Origin of the sequence: Sinorhizobium chiapasense (assembly GCF_036488675.1) — a bacterium.
GTDB classification, from domain to species: domain Bacteria; phylum Pseudomonadota; class Alphaproteobacteria; order Rhizobiales; family Rhizobiaceae; genus Sinorhizobium; species Sinorhizobium chiapasense.
Window position 1 is genome coordinate 2,265,910 of record NZ_CP133148.1, and the last position, 23,200, is coordinate 2,289,109.

Annotated in this window: 24 protein-coding genes and 1 pseudogene; 11 read left to right on the forward strand and 14 right to left on the reverse strand. The window is 63.2% G+C overall.

What is annotated here, in order from left to right; all coding sequences use genetic code 11:
* Window positions 1–25: 25 nt before the first annotated feature.
* Window positions 26–292 carry a hypothetical protein gene (locus tag RB548_RS10990; protein WP_331371354.1) on the forward strand — a complete coding sequence of 89 codons (267 nt, stop codon included), beginning with the start codon at window positions 26–28 and terminating at the stop codon, window positions 290–292.
* A gap of 59 nt (window positions 293–351) precedes the next feature.
* Here RB548_RS10990 and RB548_RS10995 read toward each other — a convergent pair whose 3' ends face one another.
* Window positions 352–1,515, reverse strand: a complete 1,164-nt coding sequence (locus RB548_RS10995; RefSeq protein WP_331371355.1) for an aldose epimerase family protein — start codon at window positions 1,513–1,515, stop codon at window positions 352–354.
* A gap of 374 nt (window positions 1,516–1,889) precedes the next feature.
* Between RB548_RS10995 and RB548_RS11000 the strand changes: the two genes are divergently transcribed.
* Window positions 1,890–2,681, forward strand: a complete 792-nt coding sequence (locus RB548_RS11000; RefSeq protein ID WP_331371356.1) for an aminoglycoside phosphotransferase family protein — start codon at window positions 1,890–1,892, stop codon at window positions 2,679–2,681.
* Window positions 2,682–2,689: 8 nt separating this feature from the next.
* Here the strand turns inward: RB548_RS11000 and RB548_RS11005 are convergent, their stop codons facing one another.
* The gene (locus tag RB548_RS11005) at window positions 2,690–3,367 is read right to left on the reverse strand and encodes a glutathione S-transferase family protein (RefSeq protein ID WP_331371357.1); all 678 of its coding nucleotides are present in this window, start codon (window positions 3,365–3,367) and stop codon (window positions 2,690–2,692) included.
* Window positions 3,368–3,703: 336 nt separating this feature from the next.
* Between RB548_RS11005 and RB548_RS11010 the strand changes: the two genes are divergently transcribed.
* Window positions 3,704–3,925 (forward strand): hypothetical protein, encoded by a 222-nt coding sequence (locus RB548_RS11010; RefSeq protein ID WP_331371358.1) that lies wholly within the window; start codon window positions 3,704–3,706, stop codon window positions 3,923–3,925.
* A 402-nt stretch (window positions 3,926–4,327) separates the two neighbouring features.
* Here RB548_RS11010 and RB548_RS11015 read toward each other — a convergent pair whose 3' ends face one another.
* From RB548_RS11015 to RB548_RS11050, 8 genes are all read right to left on the reverse strand, one after another.
* Window positions 4,328–5,575, reverse strand: a complete 1,248-nt coding sequence (locus tag RB548_RS11015; RefSeq protein WP_331371359.1) for a sensor histidine kinase — start codon at window positions 5,573–5,575, stop codon at window positions 4,328–4,330.
* Between the two features lie 188 nt (window positions 5,576–5,763).
* Window positions 5,764–6,462: a response regulator transcription factor gene (locus tag RB548_RS11020; protein WP_331371360.1), complete on the reverse strand. Its 699-nt coding sequence runs from the start codon at window positions 6,460–6,462 to the stop codon at window positions 5,764–5,766.
* Window positions 6,463–6,683: 221 nt separating this feature from the next.
* Window positions 6,684–7,232 (reverse strand): Spy/CpxP family protein refolding chaperone, encoded by a 549-nt coding sequence (locus RB548_RS11025; RefSeq protein ID WP_331371361.1) that lies wholly within the window; start codon window positions 7,230–7,232, stop codon window positions 6,684–6,686.
* 198 nt (window positions 7,233–7,430) lie between these two features.
* Window positions 7,431–8,312 (reverse strand): NAD(P)/FAD-dependent oxidoreductase, encoded by an 882-nt coding sequence (locus RB548_RS11030; RefSeq protein ID WP_331371362.1) that lies wholly within the window; start codon window positions 8,310–8,312, stop codon window positions 7,431–7,433.
* Window positions 8,312–8,758: an RrF2 family transcriptional regulator gene (locus RB548_RS11035; RefSeq protein ID WP_331371363.1), complete on the reverse strand. Its 447-nt coding sequence runs from the start codon at window positions 8,756–8,758 to the stop codon at window positions 8,312–8,314. Before RB548_RS11035 ends, RB548_RS11030 begins: the two co-directional genes overlap by 1 nt.
* Window positions 8,759–9,050: 292 nt before the next feature.
* Window positions 9,051–9,953 carry a LysR family transcriptional regulator gene (locus tag RB548_RS11040; RefSeq protein ID WP_331371364.1) on the reverse strand — a complete coding sequence of 301 codons (903 nt, stop codon included), beginning with the start codon at window positions 9,951–9,953 and terminating at the stop codon, window positions 9,051–9,053.
* 113 nt (window positions 9,954–10,066) lie between these two features.
* Complete coding sequence (locus tag RB548_RS11045; RefSeq protein ID WP_331371365.1) at window positions 10,067–10,666, reverse strand: hypothetical protein; 600 nt, start codon at window positions 10,664–10,666, stop codon at window positions 10,067–10,069.
* Window positions 10,656–11,066 (reverse strand): hypothetical protein, encoded by a 411-nt coding sequence (locus tag RB548_RS11050; RefSeq protein WP_331371366.1) that lies wholly within the window; start codon window positions 11,064–11,066, stop codon window positions 10,656–10,658. The genes RB548_RS11045 and RB548_RS11050 overlap by 11 nt, the downstream gene beginning before the upstream one ends.
* 422 nt (window positions 11,067–11,488) lie before the next feature.
* Between RB548_RS11050 and RB548_RS11055 the strand changes: the two genes are divergently transcribed.
* A complete protein-coding gene (locus tag RB548_RS11055) occupies window positions 11,489–12,916 on the forward strand; it encodes an MFS transporter (protein WP_331371367.1) in 1,428 nt (475 codons plus the stop codon).
* Window positions 12,917–13,271: 355 nt separating this feature from the next.
* Here the strand turns inward: RB548_RS11055 and RB548_RS11060 are convergent, their stop codons facing one another.
* Window positions 13,272–14,678, reverse strand: a complete 1,407-nt coding sequence (locus RB548_RS11060) for an aminotransferase-like domain-containing protein (RefSeq protein ID WP_331371368.1) — start codon at window positions 14,676–14,678, stop codon at window positions 13,272–13,274.
* A 102-nt stretch (window positions 14,679–14,780) separates the two neighbouring features.
* Here RB548_RS11060 and RB548_RS11065 point away from each other — a divergent pair, with 102 nt between their 5' ends.
* The 3 genes from RB548_RS11065 to RB548_RS11075 are packed head-to-tail and all read left to right on the forward strand — an operon-like array spanning window position 14,781 to window position 17,784.
* Window positions 14,781–15,644, forward strand: coding sequence for a DMT family transporter (locus RB548_RS11065; RefSeq protein WP_331371369.1), 864 nt, complete (start codon window positions 14,781–14,783; stop codon window positions 15,642–15,644).
* 44 nt (window positions 15,645–15,688) lie between these two features.
* Window positions 15,689–16,321, forward strand: coding sequence for an FMN-binding negative transcriptional regulator (locus RB548_RS11070; protein WP_331371370.1), 633 nt, complete (start codon window positions 15,689–15,691; stop codon window positions 16,319–16,321).
* A gap of 50 nt (window positions 16,322–16,371) precedes the next feature.
* On the forward strand, window positions 16,372–17,784 hold the full coding sequence (locus RB548_RS11075; RefSeq protein ID WP_331371371.1) for a M20 family metallopeptidase: 1,413 nt from the start codon (window positions 16,372–16,374) through the stop codon (window positions 17,782–17,784).
* A 60-nt stretch (window positions 17,785–17,844) separates the two neighbouring features.
* On the opposite strand, the gene RB548_RS11080 is transcribed toward RB548_RS11075, so the two are convergent.
* Together RB548_RS11080 and RB548_RS11085 are read right to left on the reverse strand one after the other, a co-directional pair.
* Window positions 17,845–17,988 carry a hypothetical protein gene (locus tag RB548_RS11080; protein WP_331371372.1) on the reverse strand — a complete coding sequence of 48 codons (144 nt, stop codon included), beginning with the start codon at window positions 17,986–17,988 and terminating at the stop codon, window positions 17,845–17,847.
* A 601-nt stretch (window positions 17,989–18,589) separates the two neighbouring features.
* Entirely contained in the window at window positions 18,590–19,222 is a 633-nt protein-coding gene (locus RB548_RS11085; RefSeq protein ID WP_331371373.1) for a TerC family protein, read from the reverse strand.
* Window positions 19,223–19,578: 356 nt separating this feature from the next.
* Here RB548_RS11085 and RB548_RS32340 point away from each other — a divergent pair.
* The 4 genes and pseudogenes from RB548_RS32340 to RB548_RS11105 all read left to right on the forward strand — a co-directional run.
* Window positions 19,579–19,704, forward strand: a pseudogene (locus tag RB548_RS32340) (IS110 family transposase); the annotation flags it as partial.
* Window positions 19,705–20,104: 400 nt separating this feature from the next.
* Entirely contained in the window at window positions 20,105–20,842 is a 738-nt protein-coding gene (locus RB548_RS11095; protein ID WP_331371374.1) for a glycosyltransferase family 2 protein, read from the forward strand.
* Between the two features lie 201 nt (window positions 20,843–21,043).
* Window positions 21,044–21,535 carry a hypothetical protein gene (locus tag RB548_RS11100; protein ID WP_331371375.1) on the forward strand — a complete coding sequence of 164 codons (492 nt, stop codon included), beginning with the start codon at window positions 21,044–21,046 and terminating at the stop codon, window positions 21,533–21,535.
* 230 nt (window positions 21,536–21,765) lie between these two features.
* Window positions 21,766–22,011 carry a hypothetical protein gene (locus tag RB548_RS11105; RefSeq protein ID WP_331371376.1) on the forward strand — a complete coding sequence of 82 codons (246 nt, stop codon included), beginning with the start codon at window positions 21,766–21,768 and terminating at the stop codon, window positions 22,009–22,011.
* 183 nt (window positions 22,012–22,194) lie between these two features.
* On the opposite strand, the gene RB548_RS11110 is transcribed toward RB548_RS11105, so the two are convergent.
* A complete protein-coding gene (locus RB548_RS11110; RefSeq protein ID WP_331371377.1) occupies window positions 22,195–22,980 on the reverse strand; it encodes a DUF1194 domain-containing protein in 786 nt (261 codons plus the stop codon).
* Window positions 22,981–23,200: the final 220 nt, after the last annotated feature.

Genomic DNA, 23,200 nt, shown 5'->3' on the forward strand with positions numbered 1-23,200 from the left:
TTCAGCGCGCATGAGGAAAGCGAAGATGATCTCGACGTTGACGATCCTTTCCCTCGACCAGGGCAACATCTATGCGCCACCGCCGGACCGAGGCGATGAAACGACGACGGTTGAAGGTCCGGTGAATACGCCGGCGGCGGAACCGCCGCGTGCGTCCATGAGAAACAGGATCACGGCGCAATTTCAAACTGTTGCGGCAGTTTTCTTACATTCTCGAAGCGCAGCGCGTAGCACGGTACAGCGCAACGCGTCATTTCAGACGCGCAAACGGCGCTCCAGGGTTTCGAAGTGATGCCGGCCGGGGTCGATATGCTTCCGCAATCGACCCCAGGAACGAACGCACCTGTGGTACTAGGACGCATCCGTGGAGAACTTGTGTATCGTAGTCGACCTTAGCGTTTCGCCTGGTTTCAGGACCGTCGTCGGAAAGGACGGCTTGTTCGGCGAATCCGGGAAGTGCTGCGTCTCGAGGCAGAAGCCGTCGGTCTGGCGGTATTGCTGACCGGTCGGGCCGACGAGCGTCGAATCGAGGAAGTTGCCGCTGTAGAACTGGACGCCGGGCTCAGTGGTTGAGATCTCCATGATCCGGCCCGAGCGCGGCTCGTAGACACGCGCGGCGAGCGAAAGCCCACTACCCGACCGGTTCAGCACGTAGTTGTGATCGTATCCGCGGCCATAGACCATCTGTGGGTGGTTTGAGCGGATGCGTGCGCCGATCGGCGTCCCTTGGCGGAAGTCGAACGGCGTACCGGTCACGGAGGCGAGCTCCCCGGTCGGGATCAAGGTCGCATCGACCGGCGTGTAGCGATCGGCGTTGATCGTGAGGATGTGATCGCCGATCCCGCCCGTGCCGTCGCCGGCGAGATTGAAGTAGGAATGACTCGTGAGATTGACCACGGTAGGTTTGTCTGTCGTCGCCTCGTAGTCGATGCGCAGCTCGTTGTCGTTGGTGAGGGTATAGACGACCTGGACCGTTAGCGTGCCGGGATAGCCTTCCTCACCATCCTTGCTCGTGTAGCCGAGCCGCGCTGCGGCCCCGCTCACATTGGCCAGCGGCTCGACCGCCCAGACGACCTTGTCTAAGCCTTTGCTGCCGCCATGCAGGCTGTTTGGCCCGTTATTGGCGGCGAGCTGGTATTGGGTACCGTCGAGCGCGAACTTCGCGCCGCCGATGCGATTGCCGTAGCGCCCGATCAAGGCGCCGAAATAGGGGTTCTTGGATTCGTAGTCGGCGAGTTCCTTGAAGCCGAGCACGATGTTGTCGAGCTTGCCCCAGCGGTCGGGCACGTTGATCGCCGTGATGATGCCGCCATAGGCTATGAACTTGACGGACGCGCCCCTGTCGTTGGTGAGCGTGTAGAGATTGACGGCTTTGCCGTCCTGCGTGTTTCCGAATGGAGTCTGGTCCATAGAGCCGGCTCCAGCGCTGGTTCCCGTCAGCACCATGCCGAGCACGGCCGCGCCGAGCACTGACCTGTGCCAGGCACGCGACATGTTGGGATCGATCCGCGTCATGGTTTCCTCCCTCGATTGACCTCTTCGCCGGCGGTTTCTGAAGAGCCGCCTACTGCATGTCTCCTTAAATCGACCTCGATTTAAGGACAAAGACACGCAGCAATTCAAAGTGCTACAGCGTCCTTTGCGCGTCTGATAAGACGCGCGGCGCTGTAGAGGACCGATTCTAAACTCATCGGACCGTTAACGTAAGCTTCTACATGCCTGGGTGTCCCCCGAAGCCTGGCAAGGTGAGCTGCTCCGGCGGCCCCTCCGTTATGTCTGATGTTGATCGGTTAACTGCCGTCCCGAGAAGGCTCATCAAACGGCACGCCACGACGGGAATCGGCGGAAAGCGCCCTTCCCCTCAACCGCCCTGCTGCTATCATCCGTGCATGGCGAAAGATACCGATGCCACGCCGCTTGCCGGCGGCGAGAGAACCGCTGTCAGCCGACGAGGTGAAGTCGTCATACGGGAGACTGGCCCCTGGGCCCGTTCCGTCCATTCTCTCTTGCGCCATCTTGAGGAAGCGGGCTTCGCGGGCGCGCCCCGCGTCGTCGGCGGCGGCTTTGACGCGCAAGGTCGTGAAGTCCTCACCTATATCGAAGGCGATGTCATCAACCCCACCCCCTGGTCGGACGAGGCTATTCATACGCTCGGCAGCCTCATGCGCCGGCTGCACGACGCAACCGCCTCCTTCCGTCCTCCGGCCGATGCCCTGTGGCGCCCCTGGTTCGGCCGGGAGGTCGGCGCTCCGGACATCATCGGGCACTGCGATGCGGCGCCATGGAACGTGGTTTCGCGAAACGGCAAACCGGTCGCGCTGATCGACTGGGAGGCGGCAGGTCCCGTCGACCGGCTGACCGAGGTCGCCATGGCGGCCTGGAACAACGCCCAGCTCTACGATGACGACGTCGCCGAGATGAACGGTTTGCCCGACGCCGGGCATCGCATGCGCCATGTGCGCCTCTTTGCCGACGGCTACGGGCTACCGGCCGAGGCACGGCATCGGCTCGGCTACAGGATCATCGAATTTGCAGCGGAGAGTGCTGCAAACGAGGTGGCCGAGCAGCAGATCACGCCCGACACCGAAATCGCCCCGCGCGTCTGGGGCATCGCCTGGCAGACCCGCAGCGTCGCCTGGCTGATCCGCAACCGTGATGCCCTGGAGAACGCTTTGAGGTGACACCGGGGTCAGGCGATGACGCCGCCGGGCTTCGTTGTCATCATCTCTCGATAGGCCCCTGCCATCCTCTCGGTTTCTTCGAGATAGGTGCCTGCGCCCGGACGAGAGCGAACCAGCTCGTACAGCCTGGCAATCGACGGAAACTGCAGGCACACGGTTTCGCGATCAAGGTAGGCGATCCAGAAGCACAGATAGAAATCCGCAAGAGAGAAGCGGGGTCCAAGCGCATATGGCCCCTTTGCTGCCAGCCTCGTATTCATGACGTCCAGGCGGCTGAGGACGAGCGACTTTGCCAGGTCCTGAATCCCGGCGACATCCTCTCTTCTCAGCGAGAACCGGTGCGGAAAATGGAACCGCTTCATCTCCGATTGTATGTCGCCGGCGATATGGAAAACCGTCGACAGAAAAAGCCCCCTGTCCGGGTCGGTCGATGACGGGGCGAGATCCGTGAGCTGGTGTCGGTCAGCGAGATATACCATCAGCGCGGCGACTTCATAGAGTGTATCGCCCTCGGGCGTAATCAGCACGGGCACCAAGCCGGCCGGGTTTATCGCGAGGAACTCCGCGGAGCGGTGCTTGCCGTTCAATATATCTATCTTTCTGAATTCGTACGCTATTTTTCCTTCCTCGAGCACCCATTGGACGAGCGGTGCGCGGGTGAAGTCACCCCCATAGAGAATGTACATCGGGCTTTCCCCCCTAGAGCGGGATGAGGAAAAGTGTGCGCGCTTTTCCGCCCGCATCCCGCTCTAACTTATTAGAATCGATAACGTTTATGACTTTGGGTCGATTCGACCCAAAGTCATCGTGATCTAAAGCGCCGCGCGTCTGCGAAGCCTTGTATTCCGGCTGTCAAGGTAGCTACACGATTGGGTTGAACGCTGCCTTTCGCCAGCATTACATCCATTCGTCACGACTTTTAAGTAGCCTGCAATGGGAGGGTTTTAGCGGCCTTTGCCGCACACCTGATGCCACGCCGCCTGGTTGTGAGGCATGTGGCGCGGGTCAACCGAGGATGACAAATGAGCAAGTTCGCCAACCTGGCTCTCGCAGCTTTCTTCGCCGCAACAATCGCCGCCGCCAGTACCTCCCCCGCATTTGCAGCCGGTAGCTACTACAAGGGCATATCGACAACGCCCATCAACGAAGGGCACCAGAACGGCAAATACAACCCCGAGGCAAAGACCGTGAACAAGCCGCCGCCAAGAAACGGCGCATACTACAAGGGCATCTTCCGCAAATAGGCACAAAACACTGCAGCGCCGCGCGTACTTCGAGACGCCACAGTACACGACGGCAACGTACTGCGCCTCGTTGCATGCGGTGCGGCGGGTTCTCCTCCGTTCCTCATTCCTGTGCTTGTCACAGGAATCCAGCCCCGGCGCATCCGCGCCGTGATGACTCCGTCTCGCAGCAACACAGATGTTGCCAGAGCTGTGGTTCCGGTTCAGTTACGCAGGATTCTCTCGCGCCCAAGGACTTGGGCGCGCTGGACTCCTGTGGCGAGCACAGGAATGAGGAACGTGGGGGCCGTTCGCCAAACCCACTACGCTGCTGTCGTGTACGGTGGTGAGACGCGCAAAGGTCGCTGTGACGCTTTGAGTTGCTGCATGTCTTTGTCCTTAATTCGAGGTCGATTTACGGAATCATGCAGTGTGCACCGGAAGCGTCACGACAAAGCAGGCGCCGCCGCCCTGCGGGGTTTCGTAACGGACTGCGCCGCCGTGGCGCTCGGCGATCTGGCGCACCAGCGCCAGCCCCAGGCCCCAGCCGCCCGCGGCCTCGCTGCGTCCCGCGGGTCGGTAGAACGGCTCGAAAACGCGGGCGCTCTCGCTATCCGGTATGCCCGGGCCGTGGTCGCGGACCCTGAGTTCCACGGCACTGCCTGCCTGTGCGACAGTGGCTGTGACGGGCGGGCCGCCGTGGCGCAGCGCGTTCTGCATCAGATTGCGTATGAGCCTGCCGATGAGGCGCGCGTCACCCGTGACAGTCGCCGGCGTGCCGGAGACCTCGACGCCGTTGCGCGCTCCTTCTTCCGAGACCAGCGCCAGGAGGTCGACGGACTCGGCCGCATCGAGCCTCTCGACATGGTCGAGCCTGCTCGCCACCAGGATCTCCTCGATCAGCGTGTCCAGTTCGGCGAGATTGCGAACGATCTCTTGCTTGCGGCTCTCGTCCGGCGCCTCCTCGTAGAGGTCGATCGCCATGCGCAGGCGCGCCAGCGGCGAGCGCAATTCGTGGCTGGCATTGGCGAGCAGAGCGCGGTGTGACCTGATCAGCCGCTCGACATGATCGGCGGCCTTGTTGAAGCTCTTCGCCACCGCCGCGACCTCGTCGCTGCCGTCCTCCGGCACGCGTGCCACGAAATCGCCCCTGCCCCAGGCATCCACGCCCCCGCGTAGCCGCTCCAGCCGGCGGGTCAGGTGACGCACCACCGGATAGGCGGCGAGCCCGATGACGCCGGCGATCAACGCCAGATAGGCGAGCGGATTGCGGCCGGCCGGGCGGAAAGGCCGCTCCATGCGCGCGGCTACTGCGCGACCGTCGGGCAGTTCGGTCACCATGGTGTGAAACCTGCCTCCACCGTGGTGCCAGGGTCGCTCGACGATGTCGGGCGGCAGCGGCCGGCCGGCGCTCGCGATCAGCTTGCCGCGCGGGTCGTAGACCGCTATGTCGGCGTCGAAGGCCCGTGAAAACCGCGTGAGCGTCGCCTCGACCGACCGCGGGTCCGTATCGGGCGGAATGAGCGCGGTGACAAATCGCGCGCGTTGGCTCTCCCAACTGGACTCCTCCTCGCCCTGCCCCAGCCACACGAAGGCCGCGCTGGCGACCGCGACCGCGGCAAGGCTCGCCAGCAGTGTCAGGTAGATTTTCAGGAACAGCCGGCTGCGCATCGCTCTAGGTCTCTGTTTACACGCATATCCTCATCCCAAAACCGCTCAGCACTTTCGGGCGACATGCTTTCTTTGGGTCCACGCATGTCGTTGTCCCAAAACCGCTCAGCACTTTTGGGCGACATGCTCTCTTTGGGTTCACGCATGTCGTTGTCCCAAAACCGCTCGGCACTTTTGAGCGACATGCTTTATCTCTCGTCGTCCTGGAAACGGGCGAAGACATAGCCGGCGCCGCGAACGGTGATGATGCGCCTCGGATGCTTGGGGTCGCTCTCGATGGCCGCTCTGATGCGCGAGACATGGACGTCGATGGAACGGTCGAAGGCTTCCAGTTCCTCACCCTTGACCATGTCCATCAACTGCTCACGCGACAGCGTGCGGCCAGCATTTTCGGCAAGCGCCACGAGCAGGTCGAACTGGTAGCTGGTCAGCGCGCATTCGCGGCCGTCGATCCTGACCGAGCGGGATCCGGGATCGATCTCCAGCCGCCCGAAGCGAAAGGTCCGCGAAACCGCCGCGCTGCCGTTGCGGCGGCGCAGGATCGCCTTCAGCCGGGCCAGCAGTTCGCGCGGATTGAAAGGCTTGGGCAGATAGTCGTCGGCTCCGAGCTCCAGCCCGACGATGCGGTCTGTTTCTTCGCCCTTGGCGGTCAGCATGAGGATCGGCACGTCTGAGACGGCGCGCATGCGCCGGCAAGTCTCGAAGCCGTCGAGGTCCGGCAGCATGACATCGAGGATCACGACGTCCGGCGCGCGGCGGTTGAGGTCGGCAAGGCCCGCCGTGGCGGTCGCGGCGGTGTCGACGGTGTAGCCGTTGCCGGAGAGATAGTCGGCAAGCATGGCGGAGAGGCGCGTGTCGTCGTCAACGATCAAGACCCGTTCCGCCATTTCTTGCTCTCCGTTCAGTCACTTGCAGCCTCGCACGCCTTATCAGACGCTGGAGTATAGCCTGTTCCGCCTCGTCGGCTGCGGTACGGCAAGGCTTCTCCTTTGATCCTCATTCCTGTGCTTGTCACAGGGATGAGGTAAAAGTATTCGCCGAACCCGTTACGCCACTGTCGTGTAGTGTGATCAGACGCGCAAGGGTCGCTGCAGCAGCTGAGCCGGTCTTACCACCGGCCGTGGCCCCGGCGCTCCTTCAAATGCTCGACGAGCTTGGCGCGCTGCTCCGGCGTCAGCACTGCGGCAGCGTCGAGAAGCGCAGTCGTCATCTTGCGCGAGGCCTCGTCGATCGCCGCGATGCGCTCGCTGCGCAGTTTTTCGGCGGCGGCACGGTCCAGAGTCGGTGCGCCGAGGAGTTCGATAACCTCCTCACGCGTCTCGCGGAAGTCCCGGAACGTCGGCCTGATCTCGCCGCGCGCCTTGTCGATAATGTCCCAAAGCTTGTCTTCCTGCTCTGGCGTCGTATCGAGTTCGTCGAACATGGAGCCGATCCGGTGTTCCATGAAGCCACCTCCCATATGCGCGTGCATCATGTGACCGCCCATGCCGAAACGGCCCATGCCGAAGCCGAAATCGTCGCTGCGCGCGGCTGCAAAGCCGATCCCGCCGACAACCGCGACGGCCGCGAGACCGCCGATCGCGGCGCGCCGCCCCCATCCTTTCGAGGCGGGTTCGCCGGCCGTCGGGCTCACCAGGTTCTTGTCCTCGTTTTCCATAGTCAGGCTCCTTTCACTCCGCAGCACCTGCTGCGATGTAGGAAAGCTAACCGGGCAACGTTTCGAGCGTTCTGGGCGGATGTAAAGAAATGTAAAGCCGCGGCGGCGCCGTCGCGGCGGGGCTCAGCGGCCCAGCCACGGCGCCCGCTCTGAAAAGCTGGTTACGCATCCGAAGGAATGGGCGCCGAACCTGACGGGTCAGAAGACCAGAGACCGATGCAACTGCGCGCCCGCCCAAGCCCCGTCGGCCACGGCGAGCGAGACCGAATGGGGTGTGCGCGCTACGTCGCCGCAGGCGAAAGCGCCGGGGATGGTGGTTTCCTTCGCGGCGTCGGTGCGGATCTGCGTGCCGAACGGCGTCTCTTCGATCTCGCAGCCGAGCGTCCCGGCGATCGGCGTTGCAGGGGCGTTGCGCGAAGCTGTGAAGAGCCCGGCAAAAGAGAAAGCCCGCCCGTCGGCGAGAAGCACATCGGCATGGCCCTCGATCCTTCTCACCGGCGTCTCCTCGATCGTCACGCCGCGTGAGTTGAGGTCGACGCGGGCAGCGTCGTCGAGCGTCAGCGCGCCGTTGGCGAAAAAGGTCACCTCGCCCCATTCGGGAATGAGCTGCGCTTGATGCACCGACATCGGTCCCGTGGCGATCACCCCGATCCGACCCCGCCCCAGTTCGTATCCGTGGCAATAGGGGCAGTGGAAAATGCTCTTCCCCCAGCGTTCCGCCATCCCATCGATCTCAGGCAGCTGATCGGTCACGCCGACGGCAAAAAGCAGCCGCCTTCCCTCATGCCGGCCGCCATCCGCGATCGTGACGGCAAAGGCATCCTTGACCCCTCCGGCGGCTTCCGCGCGGCCATCGATCCATGTCAGCGTCGGATAGGCCATGAGCTGCGCCCGCGCGCTTGCGGCGATTTCGGCCGGGTCCACGCCATCCTGTCCGAGAAACCCGTGGGAATGGCTGGCAAACCGGTTACGCCTGAGCCCCGCGTCGATCACCACGACGGTGCGACGGGCACGCAGAAGCTGGAGGGCGGCTGCCATTCCGGCATAGCTGCCGCCGACGACGATCACATCATTCTGCATCACTTATTCCTCTTATTGCGCCGCTCCACGTGCCGACGGGCGAAGTCGGTGGCAAGATCGGCCAGGGTGACATGGGCAAAACGCTCGAGCAGGAGCGCCTCGGCGTCCGCGAAGGCGGCGTCGAGCGCGGCGTTCACCGATTGCTCGACGAGACAATCCGGCGTTTCGTTCCGGTTGCCGATGGCAAAGATGGCCGGTTCCCCCAACACTTCGTGCAACTGGCGCAGCGTGACGGCGCCAAGGTCGGCGGTGATGGTCCACCCCCCGGCATGCCCGCGCGCGGAGGCAACGAGTCCCGCCTGTCGCAGGAGCCCCATCGTGCGGCGCACGACAACGGGATTGGTGTTCATGCATTGCGCAAGCGCTTCCGAAGTCATGAACCCGTTATGCTCGGCCATGTGAAGGAGCGCATGCAGGACTGAGGAGAGGCGGCTGTCGCGTTTCATGTAACTTCGATTATTACGAACCGTCGCGGATGGCAAGTTGTTCCTCGCCACGGCGTCTGCTGCGCCATGATTGACGCACATTCAGGGATTGAGACGTGGGCGGAGATGCCCATCGGGCGCGAAGCACTCGCCTTGTCGATCCCGTGGATTCTCTCGCACCGCCGACGCGGTGCGGCTGGATTCCTGTGACGAGCACAGGAATGAGGGAATTCTTGGCTATGGTCGCGCCAGACGAGACCACCGACCAGATCGAGCCCGCCGAAGACTTGGACGAACGCCCCTCACCTGCCGATCAATCCGCCGGCTGCCTCGCACAAACATCCCGCACGCATCCGCGCAGCCAGCGGTGGGCCGGGTCGGCGTCGAGCCGCGGGTGCCAGAGCATCGAAACGGTGATTTCCCGCGTGAAGACCGGGAGCGGAAAACTGTGCATCCCGGCCCGAAGCGCACCGGTGTGCCGCTCGGGAACGCTGGCGATCAGGTCGGAGGCGCGGGCGAGCGCCAGCGCCGCGGCAAAGCCGCCGACGATCGTGACGATTTCGCGTTCGAGCCCGAGCTCCTCCAGTGCTTCGTCGAGCGGCCCCTTGTCGAGACCTCGCCGCGAAACGAGGACGTGCCGGCCGGCCGCGTAACGGGCGGCCGTCACTTCGCCCTTGCAAAGCGGGTGTCCCATGCGCACGACACCGACGAACCGGTCCCGGAAGAGCGCCTGGGTGCGCACCTCCGGACTGATCGCCTCGCCGACGACGCCGGTTTCGAGGTCGACGGCCGCCTCGCGCAGCGGCCCGCTGCCCCGGTCCGGCTTCGGCACGAAGCAGAGGCGCACACCGGGCGCTTCCCCGCCGACACGGGAAATGAGATCCGGCCCGAAGTTCTCCACGAAGCCATCGCTGGTCCTCAGAACGAAGGTCCGTCTCAGCCGTTCGAGATCAAGCTTTTCCTGCGGCCTCAGGACCGCTTCCGCCTCCTCGACGAGGCGGCCGACGCGCTCGCTGAGTTCGAGCGCGCGCGGCGTCGGCACCAGGCCCCGCCCGGCCCGGACGAGCAGCGGATCGCCCGTCGCCTCGCGCAGCCGCGCCAGCGCCCGGCTCATCGCCGAGGGGCTGAGCCGCAGTCGCTTCGCCGCACGGGCAACGCTGCCTTCCGAAAGCAGCACATCGAGAGTGGCAAGCAGGTTGAGGTCGGGCTTCGACATGGCATCGACTATAGCGGACAGTAACATGGCGTCAAACGCACGAATAATGTTCAAACGATGCGCCTTCCGCCATGTCTCACGCTTTCCCGCGATCTCGTTCGGGACGTTGGCAGCTACGGTTGCCCGATCTTGCTGCACGAAGATGGCACCAAAATCTCGACAATGTTTCCGCTCAGGTCAGTGGAAATCCTGCATCCCGTCGCTGTCTGTTCCACCTTCAGCTTGGCCTGTGCTCCTTGCATCGAGATCACCGGCAAGCCGCCAATGTTGGTCGGGCTTGCTGACGCGCCAGGGAACGCGATACCGTACAGGACGATCCCGACCAGGGCGGCCGCGGCGAGAGTCGCCAGGATAGTCGACCAGAAGGACGCGACTGACAGGCGAACGGCGAGCGTACGAGCGGCGGCAACGCGCGTCAGGTCAGGATCGAGGCCATCTTCGGCTCGCTCGGCCCTGCGCGCCAGATTATGCGCTTTCATGATGGCGACGAGCGCGATTATCCCAGCCACAAAGCTGCATAGTAGCACCAGGCATGTCGCCCCAATGACCAGCAAGCCGGCTTGCCTGAACCAGTCGGCAGAAATGAACGTGAATATCCCGGCAACGAGCAAGCCGCAGAACAAAAGAATATTGTTTGCGACAGATGCGATAAGTTCTGCCTGCGCGCTGCCGCGCACCGGAGGAGACGGTGGCTGGGAGGTGTCAGTCGGCATCCATGCACGCCGCTATCGAAATATATGGCCGCGTCAAGGATTCGAGATCGGGGCGATTGTTCAACAGAACCGTTATTCGTGGTGCAGTCAGAGTTTGCCTGCCCGGTTCCACCTCGCGAACATACTTCGATAGCGTCGGAGAGTTTACAAAGTGGTCGATGTGCTCCGATGGTACATTCAGAGTATCCCACGGCACTTTCGGCAAATAATCGTCGAATTCGACAGAAATCTCTCGCCCCAGGATCAACACGTGGTTGCTCGTTCGCGCGGTTGCAGGGACAAGTCTATTGCCGGACAAGACGACTGCATAAGCAAACAGCGCCATGGAAGTGAGCTTGGACGCGCTTTCGTCCATCTCATAGCGAATATGAATACGTTGAACTGCGTCGCCTATTTCCATCAGAAAATTGCCCCGTGGAAACCCGACCTGAAAGCATTAGCGCATGTGACATGCACAAAAATCTAAAACGCGTTGCGTGAATTAGTCCGGACGCGGCGTGCTTTAGAGTATGAGAATATTCACAGAACTGCAATTAGACATTGAAAAAGATTCATTGCTGTCGGCAGTTCCCCGACTAACGTTGAAGAAGCATGCTTCAATCGAGGCGAGCGTCCGGTGCGGGTAGAGCTGCCTTCCGAAAGCAGCACGTCGAGAGTGGCAAGCAGGTTGAGGTCGGGCTTCGACATGGCATCGACTATAGCCGAACGTGACATGGCGTCAAACGCACGAATGAAGTGCAAATAGTGCGCGTTCCGCCATCCCTTCGGAGCGACTACCTTTTCGGCAAGCTCGTTCGAAAGCCGGAAAAGGAGTCCATGCCCATGACAATCACGACACGACCAGTGGAGGCGACCGCCGAAGGAGGCGAAAGGGCGCCCTCCTTTCGCTGGGCGCTCGCCGCCCTTTCCCTCTCCATGCTGCTCTCTTCGCTCGGCACCAGCATCGCCAATGTCGGACTGCCGGCGCTGGCCGAAGCGTTCGGCGCGTCCTTTCAGGCGGTGCAATGGGTCGTGCTTGCCTATCTTCTCGCCATCACCACCCTCATCGTCAGCGTCGGGCGGCTCGGCGACATTTTCGGCCGCCGCCGTCTGCTCAGCTCCGGCATCGCCCTCTTCACGATCGCTTCCGTGCTCTGCGGCGTCGCGCCCAGCCTCTGGATGCTGATCGCGGCGCGGGCGGCGCAAGGCGTCGGCGCGGCGATCATGATGGCGCTGGCGATGGCGCTCGTCGGCGAGACGGTGCCGAAGGCACGGACCGGCAGCGCCATGGGGCTTCTTGGAACGACATCGGCGATCGGCACCGCCCTCGGCCCCTCGCTCGGCGGCGTCCTGATCGCCGGCCTCGGCTGGCGGGCGATCTTCCTCGCCGGCGTACCGTTCGGCGTGCTGGCATTCTTCCTGGCGTTTCGCAGCCTGCCCGCAGACCGCGAGGGACCCAAGCATCGCGCGGGCTTCGACACGACCGGCACCGCGCTGCTGGCGCTGACGCTCGCGGCTTACGCGCTCGCCATGACCATCGGCCGCGGCAGTTTCGGTCCGCTCAACATGAGCCTACTGCTGGCGGCGATCTTCGCCGGCGCCCTCTTCGTGTTTACCGAGGCAAGAGCCGCCTCGCCCCTGCTCCGCCTCGCCATGTTCCACGATCCGGTGCTTTCCGCCGGCCTCGCCATGAGCGCACTCGTCTCGACGGTGATGATGGCGACGCTGGTGGTCGGGCCGTTCTATCTCTCGCGTGGGCTCGGGCTCGACGCCGCTTCTGTCGGCCTCGTCATGTCCGCCGGCCCGCTCGTCGCGGCACTCGCAGGCGTTCCCTCCGGCCGCCTCGTCGACCGGCTCGGCGCGCAGCCGATGACCGTCGCGGGGCTCGCCGCAATCGCCGCCGGCGCGTTCCTCCTCTCGCTGTTCCCGGCAGGGTTCGGCGTCGCCGGCTATATCGCGCCGATCGTCGCGGTCACCGCCGGCTACGCCCTGTTCCAGGCGGCCAACAACACTGCCGTGATGAAGGATGTGGGGCCTGGCGCGCGCGGCATCGTTTCCGGCATGCTCAACCTCTCGCGCAATCTCGGCCTCGTCACCGGCGCCTCCTGCATGGGGGCCGTGTTCGCGCTCGCCTCCGGCACGAGCGAGATCACCGAGGCAGCCCCCGAGGCCGTCGCCGCCGGCATGCGCATCACCTTCGCCGTCGCCGCCGTCCTGATCGTCGCGGCACTCGTCATCGCCGTCACCAGCCGCGCTTTCGCTTCCCGGTGACGTGAAGTGTTCCTGGTAACGTAACGTGAAATCGTGTGGGCAGGTCGCCCCTGCGTTATGCTCCTTGGTGGCACGAACAGCAATGGACTCTCATGGAGTCAGTTGCGCAGTGATGCATCCCCACCCACCTCATTCCTGTGCTCGTCACAGGAATCCAGCCACGGCGCGTCGGCGCCGTGAATGACGTGGTCTCCCGTATATATGGACCAAATGCTGGTGGCCGTCCCGAGGGTGATCCGCGCCCGTTCGCGCGTCGAGCCGAGTCTCCCGCGCCGCAGACGCGGCGCTGCTGGATTCCTGTGACGAGCACAGGAATGAGGGAGTTAGGGGGCATGCCCGCACCAAAAAGCCCTGGCTATGTCCGCTTGGCGATCGCTCTCCCAAGCGTCTGGAACACCCGATCGTCCAGACACTGCGAAACATTGAAGCGCATGAACTCCTGGGCCGACTGGGAAAGACTGAAGGCGTTGCCGGGCGCCAGCACGACGTTGTCTGCCAGGGCTTCCCGGGCGATGTCGGCGGCGTCGAGTCCCGCGGGCAAGCGGCCCCAGAGAAACATGCCGGACTGCGGCTCCAGCCAGGGTTCGATGCCGAGCTTTCTGAGCCTGGAGCCGGTCTCGGCCATCGCGCGTGAGAGCCGCGCGCGGAGCGTCTCCATGTGCTTGCGATAGCCGCCGTCCCTCAGCACGTTGTAGACGAGTTCGGCTGACAGGCGTCCGCCGCCGAATGCGGTGGCGATCTTGAGATCCACCAGTCCCTCTATCCATTCCCGACGGGCCGTGATGAAGCCGCAGCGGGCCGAGGCCGACAGCGTCTTCGAAAAACTGCCGATGTGGACGACGCGGCTGAGACCGTCGAAGGCCGCCAGCCTCGGCGCAGGGGTCAGTTCGAAATCGGCAAAGATGTCGTCCTCGACGATGGTGAGGTCGAACTGGTCCGCGAGCTTCAGCACCCGGTGGGCGACGACGGGAGAGAGGACCGCACCGGTCGGATTGTGGATCGCCGAATTGGTGATGTAGAGGCGCGGCCGGTGCTCCGCGACCACCCTGGCGAAGGCTTCGATGTCCGGCCCCGTCGGCGTGTAGGGAACGCTGACGATCTTCGCGCGGTGGGCGCGCAGCAGCGCGTGGAAATTGAAGTAACACGGGTCGTCGACAAGCACCGTATCGCCGGTTTCGAGGAAGAAGCGGCACAGAAGATCGATCGCCTGGGTGTCCGACTCCGCCAGCATGATGCCGTCGGGCGAGGCTTCGATGCCGCGCTCCATCATGCGCCGTGCGATGAGCTGGCGGAGCGGCGGAAATCCGAGCGGCGTCCCGTAATCGGTGAGCGCGGCGTCCTCCGCCCGCGCGAGCGCGCGCAGCCCTTTGCGCAATGCCGCCTCCGGCATCCAGGACGGCGGGAGCCAGCCGCAGCCGGGCTTGAGCGCCGCATCGCTGCTTTCGAGAGACTGCCGGGAAACCCACAGCGGGTCGACGGCGCGGTCGAGCCGGGGTCCGATCTCGGCCAATGCCAGGGGCACGACCTGCCCGGAAACGTAGAATCCGGAGCCCGGTCTCGAAGCAATCACCCCTTCGGCGACCAACCGCTCATACGCGTCCACGACAGTCGAGGTCGAGACCTGCATGGTGGCCGCGAAAGCGCGGACCGAGGGCAGCTTGCTCCCCGGCGTCAGGCTGCGGTTGGCGATGCGCTGCCGGATGGCGCTCATCACTGCCGCCACGCGTGTGCCGCCGCTCTCGGCTATCGCTGCAACACCCATCTGTACTGCTCCATGATACACAACAGTTTTGTCGGACTGTACTGGATTGTCTCTGGCCACGCCAGCGACTTCGGCCGATATCGGCATAAAAAGGAGCAGACCATGGACAAGACGACGAGCGGATGGATCAACGGCTTTCTCGGCGTGCTGATCTTCAGCGGCTCGCTGCCGGCGACCAGGGCCGCCGTGTTGGATTTCGATCCGGTGTTCCTCACCGTCGCCCGGGCTGGCATCGCGGGCCTGCTCGCCGCGTGCCTTCTCCTTGTCTTCAGGGAGAAGCGCCCCACCACCGACCAGCTCTTCTCCCTGGCGATCGTCTCCCTGGGCGTCGTGGTCGGGTTTCCGCTGCTAACCGCCTTCGCGCTCCAGCACGTGACGTCGGCGCACTCGATCGTCTTCGTCGGCATGCTGCCGCTTGCGACCGCGACTTTCGGCGTGCTTCGCGGCGGCGAGCGCCCTCGTCCCGCCTTCTGGATGTTCTCCGTCGCGGGAAGCCTGCTGGTTATCGGCTTTGCGCTCGCGCAGGGCGTGTCTGCGTCACCCGTCGGGGACGCGCTCATGCTTGGGGCAATTGTCGCTTGCGGGCTTGGCTACGCCGAGGGCGCGAAACTGTCGCGCACCCTTGGCGGCTGGCAGGTGATCTCCTGGGCGCTCGTCCTGTCGCTCCCCGTCATGCTCTCGATCGCGCTCGCCCTGATGCCGTCGTCATTCGCAAAGGTGGGTATGCCCGGCTGGGTCGGACTCGCCTATGTTTCCCTGTTCAGCATGCTGATCGGCTTCATCTTCTGGTACCGGGGACTGGCCCAGGGCGGCATTGCGGCGGTCGGGCAACTGCAGTTGCTGCAGCCGTTTTTCGGACTGGCCCTGGCCGCGACATTGCTCCATGAAGAGGTGAGCTTGCTGATGCTCGCGGTGACGGTCGCGGTTATCCTCTGCGTCGCCGGCGCACGGAAGTTCGCGAAATGAGCGATCCTGTGCTTGAATGCCTCCATCCATAGGAACCAGACGCGATGTACACACCGCCAGCCTTCAGAGAAGATGACCGCTCCGCGCTCCACGGATTGATGCGCGAGGCGCGGCTTTGCCACTTCGTGACAGCCACCGCCGATGGCCTGATCGCGACGCCGTTGCCGTTGTTCCTCGATCCCGACGAAGGCGAGCATGGGACGCTCCACGGTCATCTCGCCAGGGCCAATCCGCAATGGAAGACCCCGCCGACCGGCGACGCCATGGCGATCTTCATGGGGCCGGATGCCTACATCACCCCCTCCTGGTACGCATCGAAACGCGAGCACGGCAAGGTCGTCCCGACCTGGAACTATGCGGCGGTGCATGCCTATGGACCGGCGGAGTTTTACGACGACAGCCAGCGCTTGCTCGAGGTCGTCACGCGACTGACCGATCTTCACGAGGGGCCGCGCCCGGAGCGATGGGCCGTGACCGATGCGCCCGAAGCATTCGTTCAGGCACAGCTCAAGGGCATCGTCGGGCTCAGAATGCCGATCGCCCGGATCGAGGGCAAAAGCAAGATGAGCCAGAACCGCCCGGCGGCAGACAGAGCGGGCGTTGCCGAGGGGCTGGCAGGCAGCGAACGCGTTTCGGACCGCATCGTGGCGCGGCTGATTCCAGGGGGCGGCGAATAAGGAGCAAGCGTTCGCATTCCGCTGCGCCTCGTCCGGTGTTATGGTGTGGAATGACACGCGATGCAGCCATAGCGAGAGCAGAGGCTTACTTCGATTCCGGTGCTTTCCGGGATGATCTGGCGCGTCGCGTCGCGATACCGACGGAGAGCCAGAACCCGGAGCGCGCACCCGCGCTGGCTGAGTATCTCGAAGCCGAGGTCAAGCCCGCTTTCGAAGCACTCGGATTCACCTGCCGGACATTGTCCGAGGGCAACTGGCCTTTTCTCTTTGCCGAGCGCGTCGAGGATCCGGCGCGGCCGACCGTGCTCGGCTATGGCCATGGCGACGTGGTTCGCGGCCTCGACGAGGGCTGGACTGAGGGTCTCTCCCCCTGGCGAATGACGGAACGCGACGGCCGGTGGTATGGACGCGGCGTCGCTGACAATAAGGGGCAGCATTCGATCAACATCGGCGCGATCAGGGCGGTGCTGGAGGCGCGCGGCAGACTTGGCTTCAACGCCAAATACCTGATCGAAATGGGAGAAGAGCGGATCTCTCCGGGCCTTCGCGAACTGGCTATGACACACAAGGACTTGTTTCGAGCGGACGTTCTGATCGCTTCGGATGGACCGCGTCTCTCGGCCGCACGGCCAACGGTTTTCCTGGGTTCGCGCGGCGCCGTCAGCTTCGATGTCTGGGTGGAGGCGCGCGAGGGCGGCCACCATTCCGGCAACTGGGGCGGCCTCCTTTCCGACCCGGCGATCCAACTTGCCCATGCTCTTGCCAGCATCACCGGGCCGACAGGCGAGATCAGGATTGCGGAATGGCGCCCGCAGAATATCCCGGACGATGTTCGGCGCGTTCTCGCCGACTGCGAGATCGAAACCAGCGCCGGCGATCCCGAAATTGATCCCGATTGGGGCGAGCCAGGCTTGACGCCAGCGGAAAAGCTGTTCGCATGGTGCTCGTTCGCGATCCTCGCCTTCGAAGCGGGAAACCCGAAGACGCCCGTCGGCGCCATTCCGCCGCGGGCCTGGGCGCGCTGCCAGTTGCGTTTCGTCGTCGGCGTCGAGGCAAACGATATCCTTCCTGCCTTGCGACGGCACTTCGACCGCCACGGTTTTTCGCACGTGCGGATCGCTCCGACGAACGACGCTGTCTTTCACGCCACACGACTGGATCCGGGGCATCCATGGGTCAGCTGGACGGTGGACTCGATTGTTCGGACGACCGGGAAGCGACCGGCCATCCTGCCGAACCTCGGCGCATCGCTGCCGAACGACATTTTCTCCGATATCCTGGAACTTCCGACAGTGTGGATCCCGCATTCCTATCCGGGGTGCTCCCAGCATGCGCCGAACGAGCATCTTCCGCTCACGATCGCCCGCGAGGGTCTGGCGCTTATGGCCGGGATCTACTGGGACCTCGGCGAACCGGCCGTGCCGGGCAGTGCGGGCGCCAGCCAGCAAGCTGTTGCCGAGTGATATCGCCAGCCGTCCTTCCCGGCGGCTGTTCCCGGTTGAGGAGCCTCCGTCACATGGGGATCACGGCACATGCACCTGCGGATTGGTTGATGCTGTGGTCTCATTCGATACGCCCATCGGCTGCAGCCATTCGACCATAGCTATGGCGAGGCCGAGAGCAATGGCCGGCGCGGCGAGCGCTGCCAGAAACGCGAATCTCTTCATTGCCGGCATCCCGGAAAGGCTTAACGCAACAGGATACGCAGTGGTGTCGGGGGCGGAATTCTCAGGTTCTGCAAGGAGGTTACGGCACTCATCCACTCCGAAGTATCAGACCTAAGTCCGATGCGGCCTGCCAAAGGTCTTAGGCCCATTGCTTGGTGTTTCTCCGGATGCATAGTGCGGCACAGAAACGCCTGCGGAATCAACGGCTAGCCCCCGCCGCCGTAGGCGTGAGAGGTCCCAGAGCGATGCGCCCCGCCCCCCTTTGCACCGCCCTGGGACCTTTCATATCAACTGCGTCCCGTTGCACCTCTATCGTGCACTGTGATCGGACGCGCAAAGGTCCCCGTAGCACTTTGAATCGCGGCATGGTCTTGACCTCAAATCGATTCCGACTTGAGGAGCCATGCAGCAGTCAATGAGCATCGAGGAACTTGCCGACGCGCCGCCGGGTGGACTCGCAGTCGGGATCGGGCAAGGACGACCGTGACGGCTGGCGCCGGCATCCCCAGACACATTGGCGGTCATCACCCACCGGAGCGATGGCCCGCGGCGCCCTATCCCGGGAAGCGCGGGGCTCTCGGCCCCGCGTGGAAAGCAAAAATCAGCCCGCGATCGCCGCGACGACCGGCACGACGTGCGGCCAGACCTCGAGCGATCCGCGATAGATCATGTCGAGCGCGACGTAGAGGATGATCGCCAGACCGACATAGGCAATCCAGTGATAGCGATTGAGCAGCTTGGCGATGTAGCCCGCGGCAACGCCCATCATCGCGATCGACAGTATGAGGCCGAACACCAGCACCGTCGGATGCTCGCGGGATGCGCCGGCTACGGCGAGCACGTTGTCGAGCGACATGGAGATGTCGGCGACGACGATCTGGATCGCCGCCTGCATGAAGGTCTTCTTCTGCGGCTCTCCGGCTCCATCTTCCGCTCCATCGCCGCCCCGGGCGGCACGCAGCTCGCGCCACATCTTCCAGCAGACCCAGAGCAGCAGGATGCCGCCCGCGAGCACAAGGCCGATGATCTCGAGCAGTTGGACGGTCACGCTCGCAAGTGCGATGCGAAGAACCGTCGCGGCGAGAATGCCGACCAGGATCGCCTTCTTGCGCTGCTCGGTCGGAAGCCCGGCGGCGGCAAGGCCGATGACGACGGCGTTATCCCCGGCAAGCACCAGGTCGATGACAATAACCTGCAGAAGCGCCAGCAAGCCGGCAGACGTAAAAATTTCCATGATGTGTTGATCCCCACTGAGCAAAGCGGCTCGGCATCGCTACGGATAAATCATCGATCGATCAAGTGGCGATGCCGCCCTGCTGAAAAAAAACTGGAATGCGCCGTCTCGGACAGGCTTGGGCGGCTGGCGCGCGATGCTATTGCCGGGCCATTCGGACGAGCACGACGACAACTCCGCCGACCCTGTACCTCTCAGTTGCCGGCAGGAACGCAATCGGCGAGGTGGAAGGCGGCGGTCAGGCCGAAACGCCCTGGGGCCAGCAAGCCCGTGAATGAGCTCGTGCGGCCGCCGTTTTCGCAGTCCCAAACCCGAACAGCCGCTTGGGCACGCGCCCGCATTCACAAGGATGGGTCATGGACGAACCGCTCGCCGTCTTTGCCGTCTTCGTCGGCATCGACGTTTCCAAGGATCGCCTCGACGTCCATCTGCGGCCGTCGGACGAGGCATTCTTCATTTCCCGCGACGGCAAGGGGCGCGACTACAGCCGGTCGCCGCCAACGGCCGTAGAACCATGGTTCGCGTCCGTCAGGTCGTCATCGGCCCGCCACGTGAAGTAATTGGCATCGCCGAGATTGAGCGCCTGCTTGAAATTCTCCATCGCCAGCACGTTGATGTTGCTGCGAGCGTGGCGAAAGCGTTTGTCCCTTCACGCAAATTCGGAGCAGGTCTCGCTGGGGCCGCGTATGCAATCCAGGCTTTCGGAAATCGTCTCGGCACCGTTGTAAATGGGAACTGCGATGCGAGCCATGCTTTCCCCCGTTGCGCGCCCTTGTTGACCTGCTTATAAAAGCGGCGCTTGACCAGCCCCCTGCTCGACCACGCGCCGCCGGCGTTGACAAGCGTGTCCGCCATCGCCCGCCTCAAACCAAGGCTGCATCCATGCCGAAAATTGACGTTTGCATCGTTGCCGCCCGGCGTCCCGATCTGCTCGCCGCGACGCTCGAAAGCCTGTCGAAGCGGATGCTCGACCACTTCGAGATCGAGAACGTCCACATGAACCTCGATCCGATCTTCGGGGACGACGACGCGCACGCTGCCTGCCTCGAACTGGTCCGGGGGCGGTTTCCGGCGGCGATCGTCTTTGAGCCGGAAACGCCGAGCTTCGGCGGCGCTGTTTGTCGGCTCTGGTCGGCCACCAAGGCAGATTTCGTCCTGCACCTCGAGGACGATTGGGTCGCCCTAACCGATATCGGCGCGAACGTCTTCAGCGCCTTCCGCGATCCCACGATCGCGCAAGTATCGTTCCACACCGCCGAGCAGAAATGGGACGTCGCCAAGAAGGGCCATTTTCACAAGCGCAACGAATATATGCGGCTGTTCGGCATCAAGATCCCGAAGTTCACCTCCTTCCCGATCTTCACCACCTCGCCGTCGCTTCTCAGAGGTGCGTTCGTGCGAGATTGCGCGCGCCTCATGGACCCGGCGAAGGATCCCGAGAAACAATTCTACTACGGCGTGAACCCGGCGCTGGAAGAATACGTCCGCAACAAGAAGAGTTATATTTTCTCTCCCGAGAAGCGCCCGGTCATCAAGGACATCGGCCGCGACTGGCAAAAGGAAAAGAAGATCAAGAAGGTCATCCGCGACGCCAACTCGGTCTGGGAGCCGGTTGGGTAGAGTTTTGGCTGGGTCCCCCCGAGCCTCACCGCAGACGCAGGCTGGTACCCATGTGGCGCGGCGCGGCTAGAGCAATTCCAGGAAAAGTGTCTAACGGTTTTCCGTCCGGAATTGCGTAATTTCAAATAGTTAGATCATTTCACTGTTTCAAAGAAACAATGAAATGATCTGGAGCCGCGAGGATGAAAGCGAGCCCCCGCGATGGCGGACGTCAGCGAAAGATCCTACGAACGGCTGACGTCAGCAGACCTGGAAAGGATCGCCGCCGTCGCACTTTGCACGCTCGGTGCCATTTTCGATCGCGCGCCGGTCGCCGGCCTTTACCGCGATCGCCTGCTCCTCATTGCTCTCGCCCAGGGCAGTGCGCTGCATTATCTTGACGGCACGAACGGGCTCAAGGACATCGACGTCTGGGCCTTCTTCGAGGCGGGTCTCACCAAGCCGTTCCCTCACCGGAAGCGCTGGTGCGTGGATTTCGGCCCGTCCCGCTTCGGCCGGCACCCGGCCGATCTCGGCTATCGCGGCCGCCGCCTCGACCTCATGGGCCGTTCGATCGCCGTTACCACCGGCGAGTCGCCGCAAGAATCCGTAAAGCGATGGCTTGCCTCGAAAAACCGGTCCGCGATCGAACTCAGCAAGAAGCCGATGTTCTTACTGTTTCCGCAAGCGTTCTTCGGCGAGCGGCTCAACTGAGCAATTCCAGGAAAAGTGTGTGCGGTTTTCCGTCCGGAATTGCGTTGGACGGAGCAATTCCAGGAAAAATGTGTAACGGCTTCCGTCCGGAATTGCGCGGGTGCGCCGTCGCAAAAACGATTGACTCCCTCCCAATATAGAACATAATAAGAACATCCATCGGCAATACGGCCGCCAATCTGAAATTCATCGAAGTGAGAACTCCGGCTGTCCACGGAGAAGGAGAATCCATGTCTGCCGCGGAGCGTTCCGATATCGAGGAATTTGACGAGTGGCTGGACGAGGTCGCAGCCGCGCTCGCCTGGCATGACGGCGACGCCGTGGCGACGATCCGCACCTTGCTCGCCGACTGCAAGCATCTACGGGAGCAACTGGCGCTGACCCAGATCGCCATGGGCATGGGTTTCGCGCGCGGCTGGTCGCCCTGCCTGGAACGCCGGGACGAACTGACTGCTGCATGCTTCCTTAAATCGTAGCCGATTTAGGGATAAAAAATGCAGCAATACAAAGTGCTGCAGCGTCCTTTGTGCGTCTGATAAGACGCGCGGCGCTGTAGGCAGGGGAAGGCGGCCACAGCAACTCCGGAAGGCGCACAGCGGTAGTCATCCCTGCAATTTCAATGAATTGACCAAATTCATTCAGAGAAACGTTGAAGCAATCTACCGGCCGATCGCACGCTCCTGCAATTCCTCGCCGATGAAGCAATTATAGGGCTGCTCATATTGGACCGGGCTCGGCCTCGTTTCCTCCTGCCAGCTCACCTTCAGTCCGGAAATCTCGATGACGAGCTTGGCGAGGATCGCTGCGGCAAACTCGTCGATGTGCCTCACCTTCAGGAGAAAGGATCCCGGGCCGCCGATGACGCACTCGCGGTAGTAGGCGTCGAGATCCGGGATCGACGTCGTATCCGGATCGTTCCGCAGCATAATCGGTAGGCCGTCGATCGTGATCCCCTGAGCGATGGTGTTGTTGCGCGCGAGAGGCGCCGGCGCGCCGGCATTGTTGGGCCCGTCGCCCGATATGTCGATGACGCGGCGGCGCGCTCTGAATGGGCTTGTCTGGAAAAGCATGCGGCCGACCGCAAGCGTGTTGGAGATCGAGGTGAAGCCGATGCGCCTGAGCGGCTGGCGCTCCAAGGTCTCGGCGAATTCCCCCGCGGTCCGGGCGTCGTAAAGCAGCGTCCACGGTATCACCTGAACCGCCTTGCCACCCCATTCGACATAGGTGACGGCAATCTTTCCAAGCGGCCCGCCGCTCAATGCCGTGATCACCTCCGGACTGCGGAAGGCCTCCAGATAGCCGGTCCGCTGCACACTCAACTCCTCCGGCTCCATCGAATAGGAGACGTCGACCGCAATGACGAGTTCGAGATCGACGGCAATGGGATCAGCGGACGCAGTTCCGCAGAGAAGGCAGAGAGCAGCAAGCGGCCAACGGCGTTTCATGGCGGTCACCTTGCGGGATGGGGTCCGCATGGGATTACAGCATGAGCCTCAAATTTCAGGAAGCACGCAGTTATCAACGGGGACGGCTACGGATCTGCAGAAAGGCGATTTTCCACGCCGTTACTCACCGTCGTTTCATATTCAGCGATCATCTTCGGTCTCGCCCCCGAGGATCCAACGCCTCGCGAACCGAAATGGGGATCGATTCTGGATTCTCGAG

Excerpts from the sequence above, each read along its gene's own strand:
- RB548_RS10995 (WP_331371355.1), bottom strand. The coding sequence starts at position 1,515 with ATGACGCGGATCGATCCCAACATGTCGCGTGCCTGGCACAGGTCAGTG.
- RB548_RS11005 (WP_331371357.1), bottom strand. The coding sequence starts at position 3,367 with ATGTACATTCTCTATGGGGGTGACTTCACCCGCGCACCGCTCGTCCAA.
- RB548_RS11075 (WP_331371371.1), top strand. The coding sequence starts at position 16,372 with ATGACACGCGATGCAGCCATAGCGAGAGCAGAGGCTTACTTCGATTCC.
- RB548_RS11055 (WP_331371367.1), top strand. The coding sequence starts at position 11,489 with ATGACAATCACGACACGACCAGTGGAGGCGACCGCCGAAGGAGGCGAA.
- RB548_RS11050 (WP_331371366.1), bottom strand. The coding sequence starts at position 11,066 with ATGGAAATAGGCGACGCAGTTCAACGTATTCATATTCGCTATGAGATG.
- RB548_RS11025 (WP_331371361.1), bottom strand. The coding sequence starts at position 7,232 with ATGGAAAACGAGGACAAGAACCTGGTGAGCCCGACGGCCGGCGAACCC.
- RB548_RS11040 (WP_331371364.1), bottom strand. The coding sequence starts at position 9,953 with ATGTCGAAGCCCGACCTCAACCTGCTTGCCACTCTCGATGTGCTGCTT.
- RB548_RS11030 (WP_331371362.1), bottom strand. The coding sequence starts at position 8,312 with ATGCAGAATGATGTGATCGTCGTCGGCGGCAGCTATGCCGGAATGGCA.
- RB548_RS11015 (WP_331371359.1), bottom strand. The coding sequence starts at position 5,575 with ATGCGCAGCCGGCTGTTCCTGAAAATCTACCTGACACTGCTGGCGAGC.
- RB548_RS11070 (WP_331371370.1), top strand. The coding sequence starts at position 15,689 with ATGTACACACCGCCAGCCTTCAGAGAAGATGACCGCTCCGCGCTCCAC.
- RB548_RS11060 (WP_331371368.1), bottom strand. The coding sequence starts at position 14,678 with ATGGGTGTTGCAGCGATAGCCGAGAGCGGCGGCACACGCGTGGCGGCA.
- RB548_RS11045 (WP_331371365.1), bottom strand. The coding sequence starts at position 10,666 with ATGCCGACTGACACCTCCCAGCCACCGTCTCCTCCGGTGCGCGGCAGC.
- RB548_RS11000 (WP_331371356.1), top strand. The coding sequence starts at position 1,890 with ATGGCGAAAGATACCGATGCCACGCCGCTTGCCGGCGGCGAGAGAACC.
- RB548_RS11020 (WP_331371360.1), bottom strand. The coding sequence starts at position 6,462 with ATGGCGGAACGGGTCTTGATCGTTGACGACGACACGCGCCTCTCCGCC.
- RB548_RS11110 (WP_331371377.1), bottom strand. The coding sequence starts at position 22,980 with ATGAAACGCCGTTGGCCGCTTGCTGCTCTCTGCCTTCTCTGCGGAACT.
- RB548_RS11080 (WP_331371372.1), bottom strand. The coding sequence starts at position 17,988 with ATGAAGAGATTCGCGTTTCTGGCAGCGCTCGCCGCGCCGGCCATTGCT.
- RB548_RS11095 (WP_331371374.1), top strand. The coding sequence starts at position 20,105 with ATGCCGAAAATTGACGTTTGCATCGTTGCCGCCCGGCGTCCCGATCTG.
- RB548_RS11100 (WP_331371375.1), top strand. The coding sequence starts at position 21,044 with ATGGCGGACGTCAGCGAAAGATCCTACGAACGGCTGACGTCAGCAGAC.
- RB548_RS11105 (WP_331371376.1), top strand. The coding sequence starts at position 21,766 with ATGTCTGCCGCGGAGCGTTCCGATATCGAGGAATTTGACGAGTGGCTG.
- RB548_RS11035 (WP_331371363.1), bottom strand. The coding sequence starts at position 8,758 with ATGAAACGCGACAGCCGCCTCTCCTCAGTCCTGCATGCGCTCCTTCAC.
- RB548_RS11085 (WP_331371373.1), bottom strand. The coding sequence starts at position 19,222 with ATGGAAATTTTTACGTCTGCCGGCTTGCTGGCGCTTCTGCAGGTTATT.
- RB548_RS10990 (WP_331371354.1), top strand. The coding sequence starts at position 26 with ATGATCTCGACGTTGACGATCCTTTCCCTCGACCAGGGCAACATCTAT.
- RB548_RS11010 (WP_331371358.1), top strand. The coding sequence starts at position 3,704 with ATGAGCAAGTTCGCCAACCTGGCTCTCGCAGCTTTCTTCGCCGCAACA.
- RB548_RS11065 (WP_331371369.1), top strand. The coding sequence starts at position 14,781 with ATGGACAAGACGACGAGCGGATGGATCAACGGCTTTCTCGGCGTGCTG.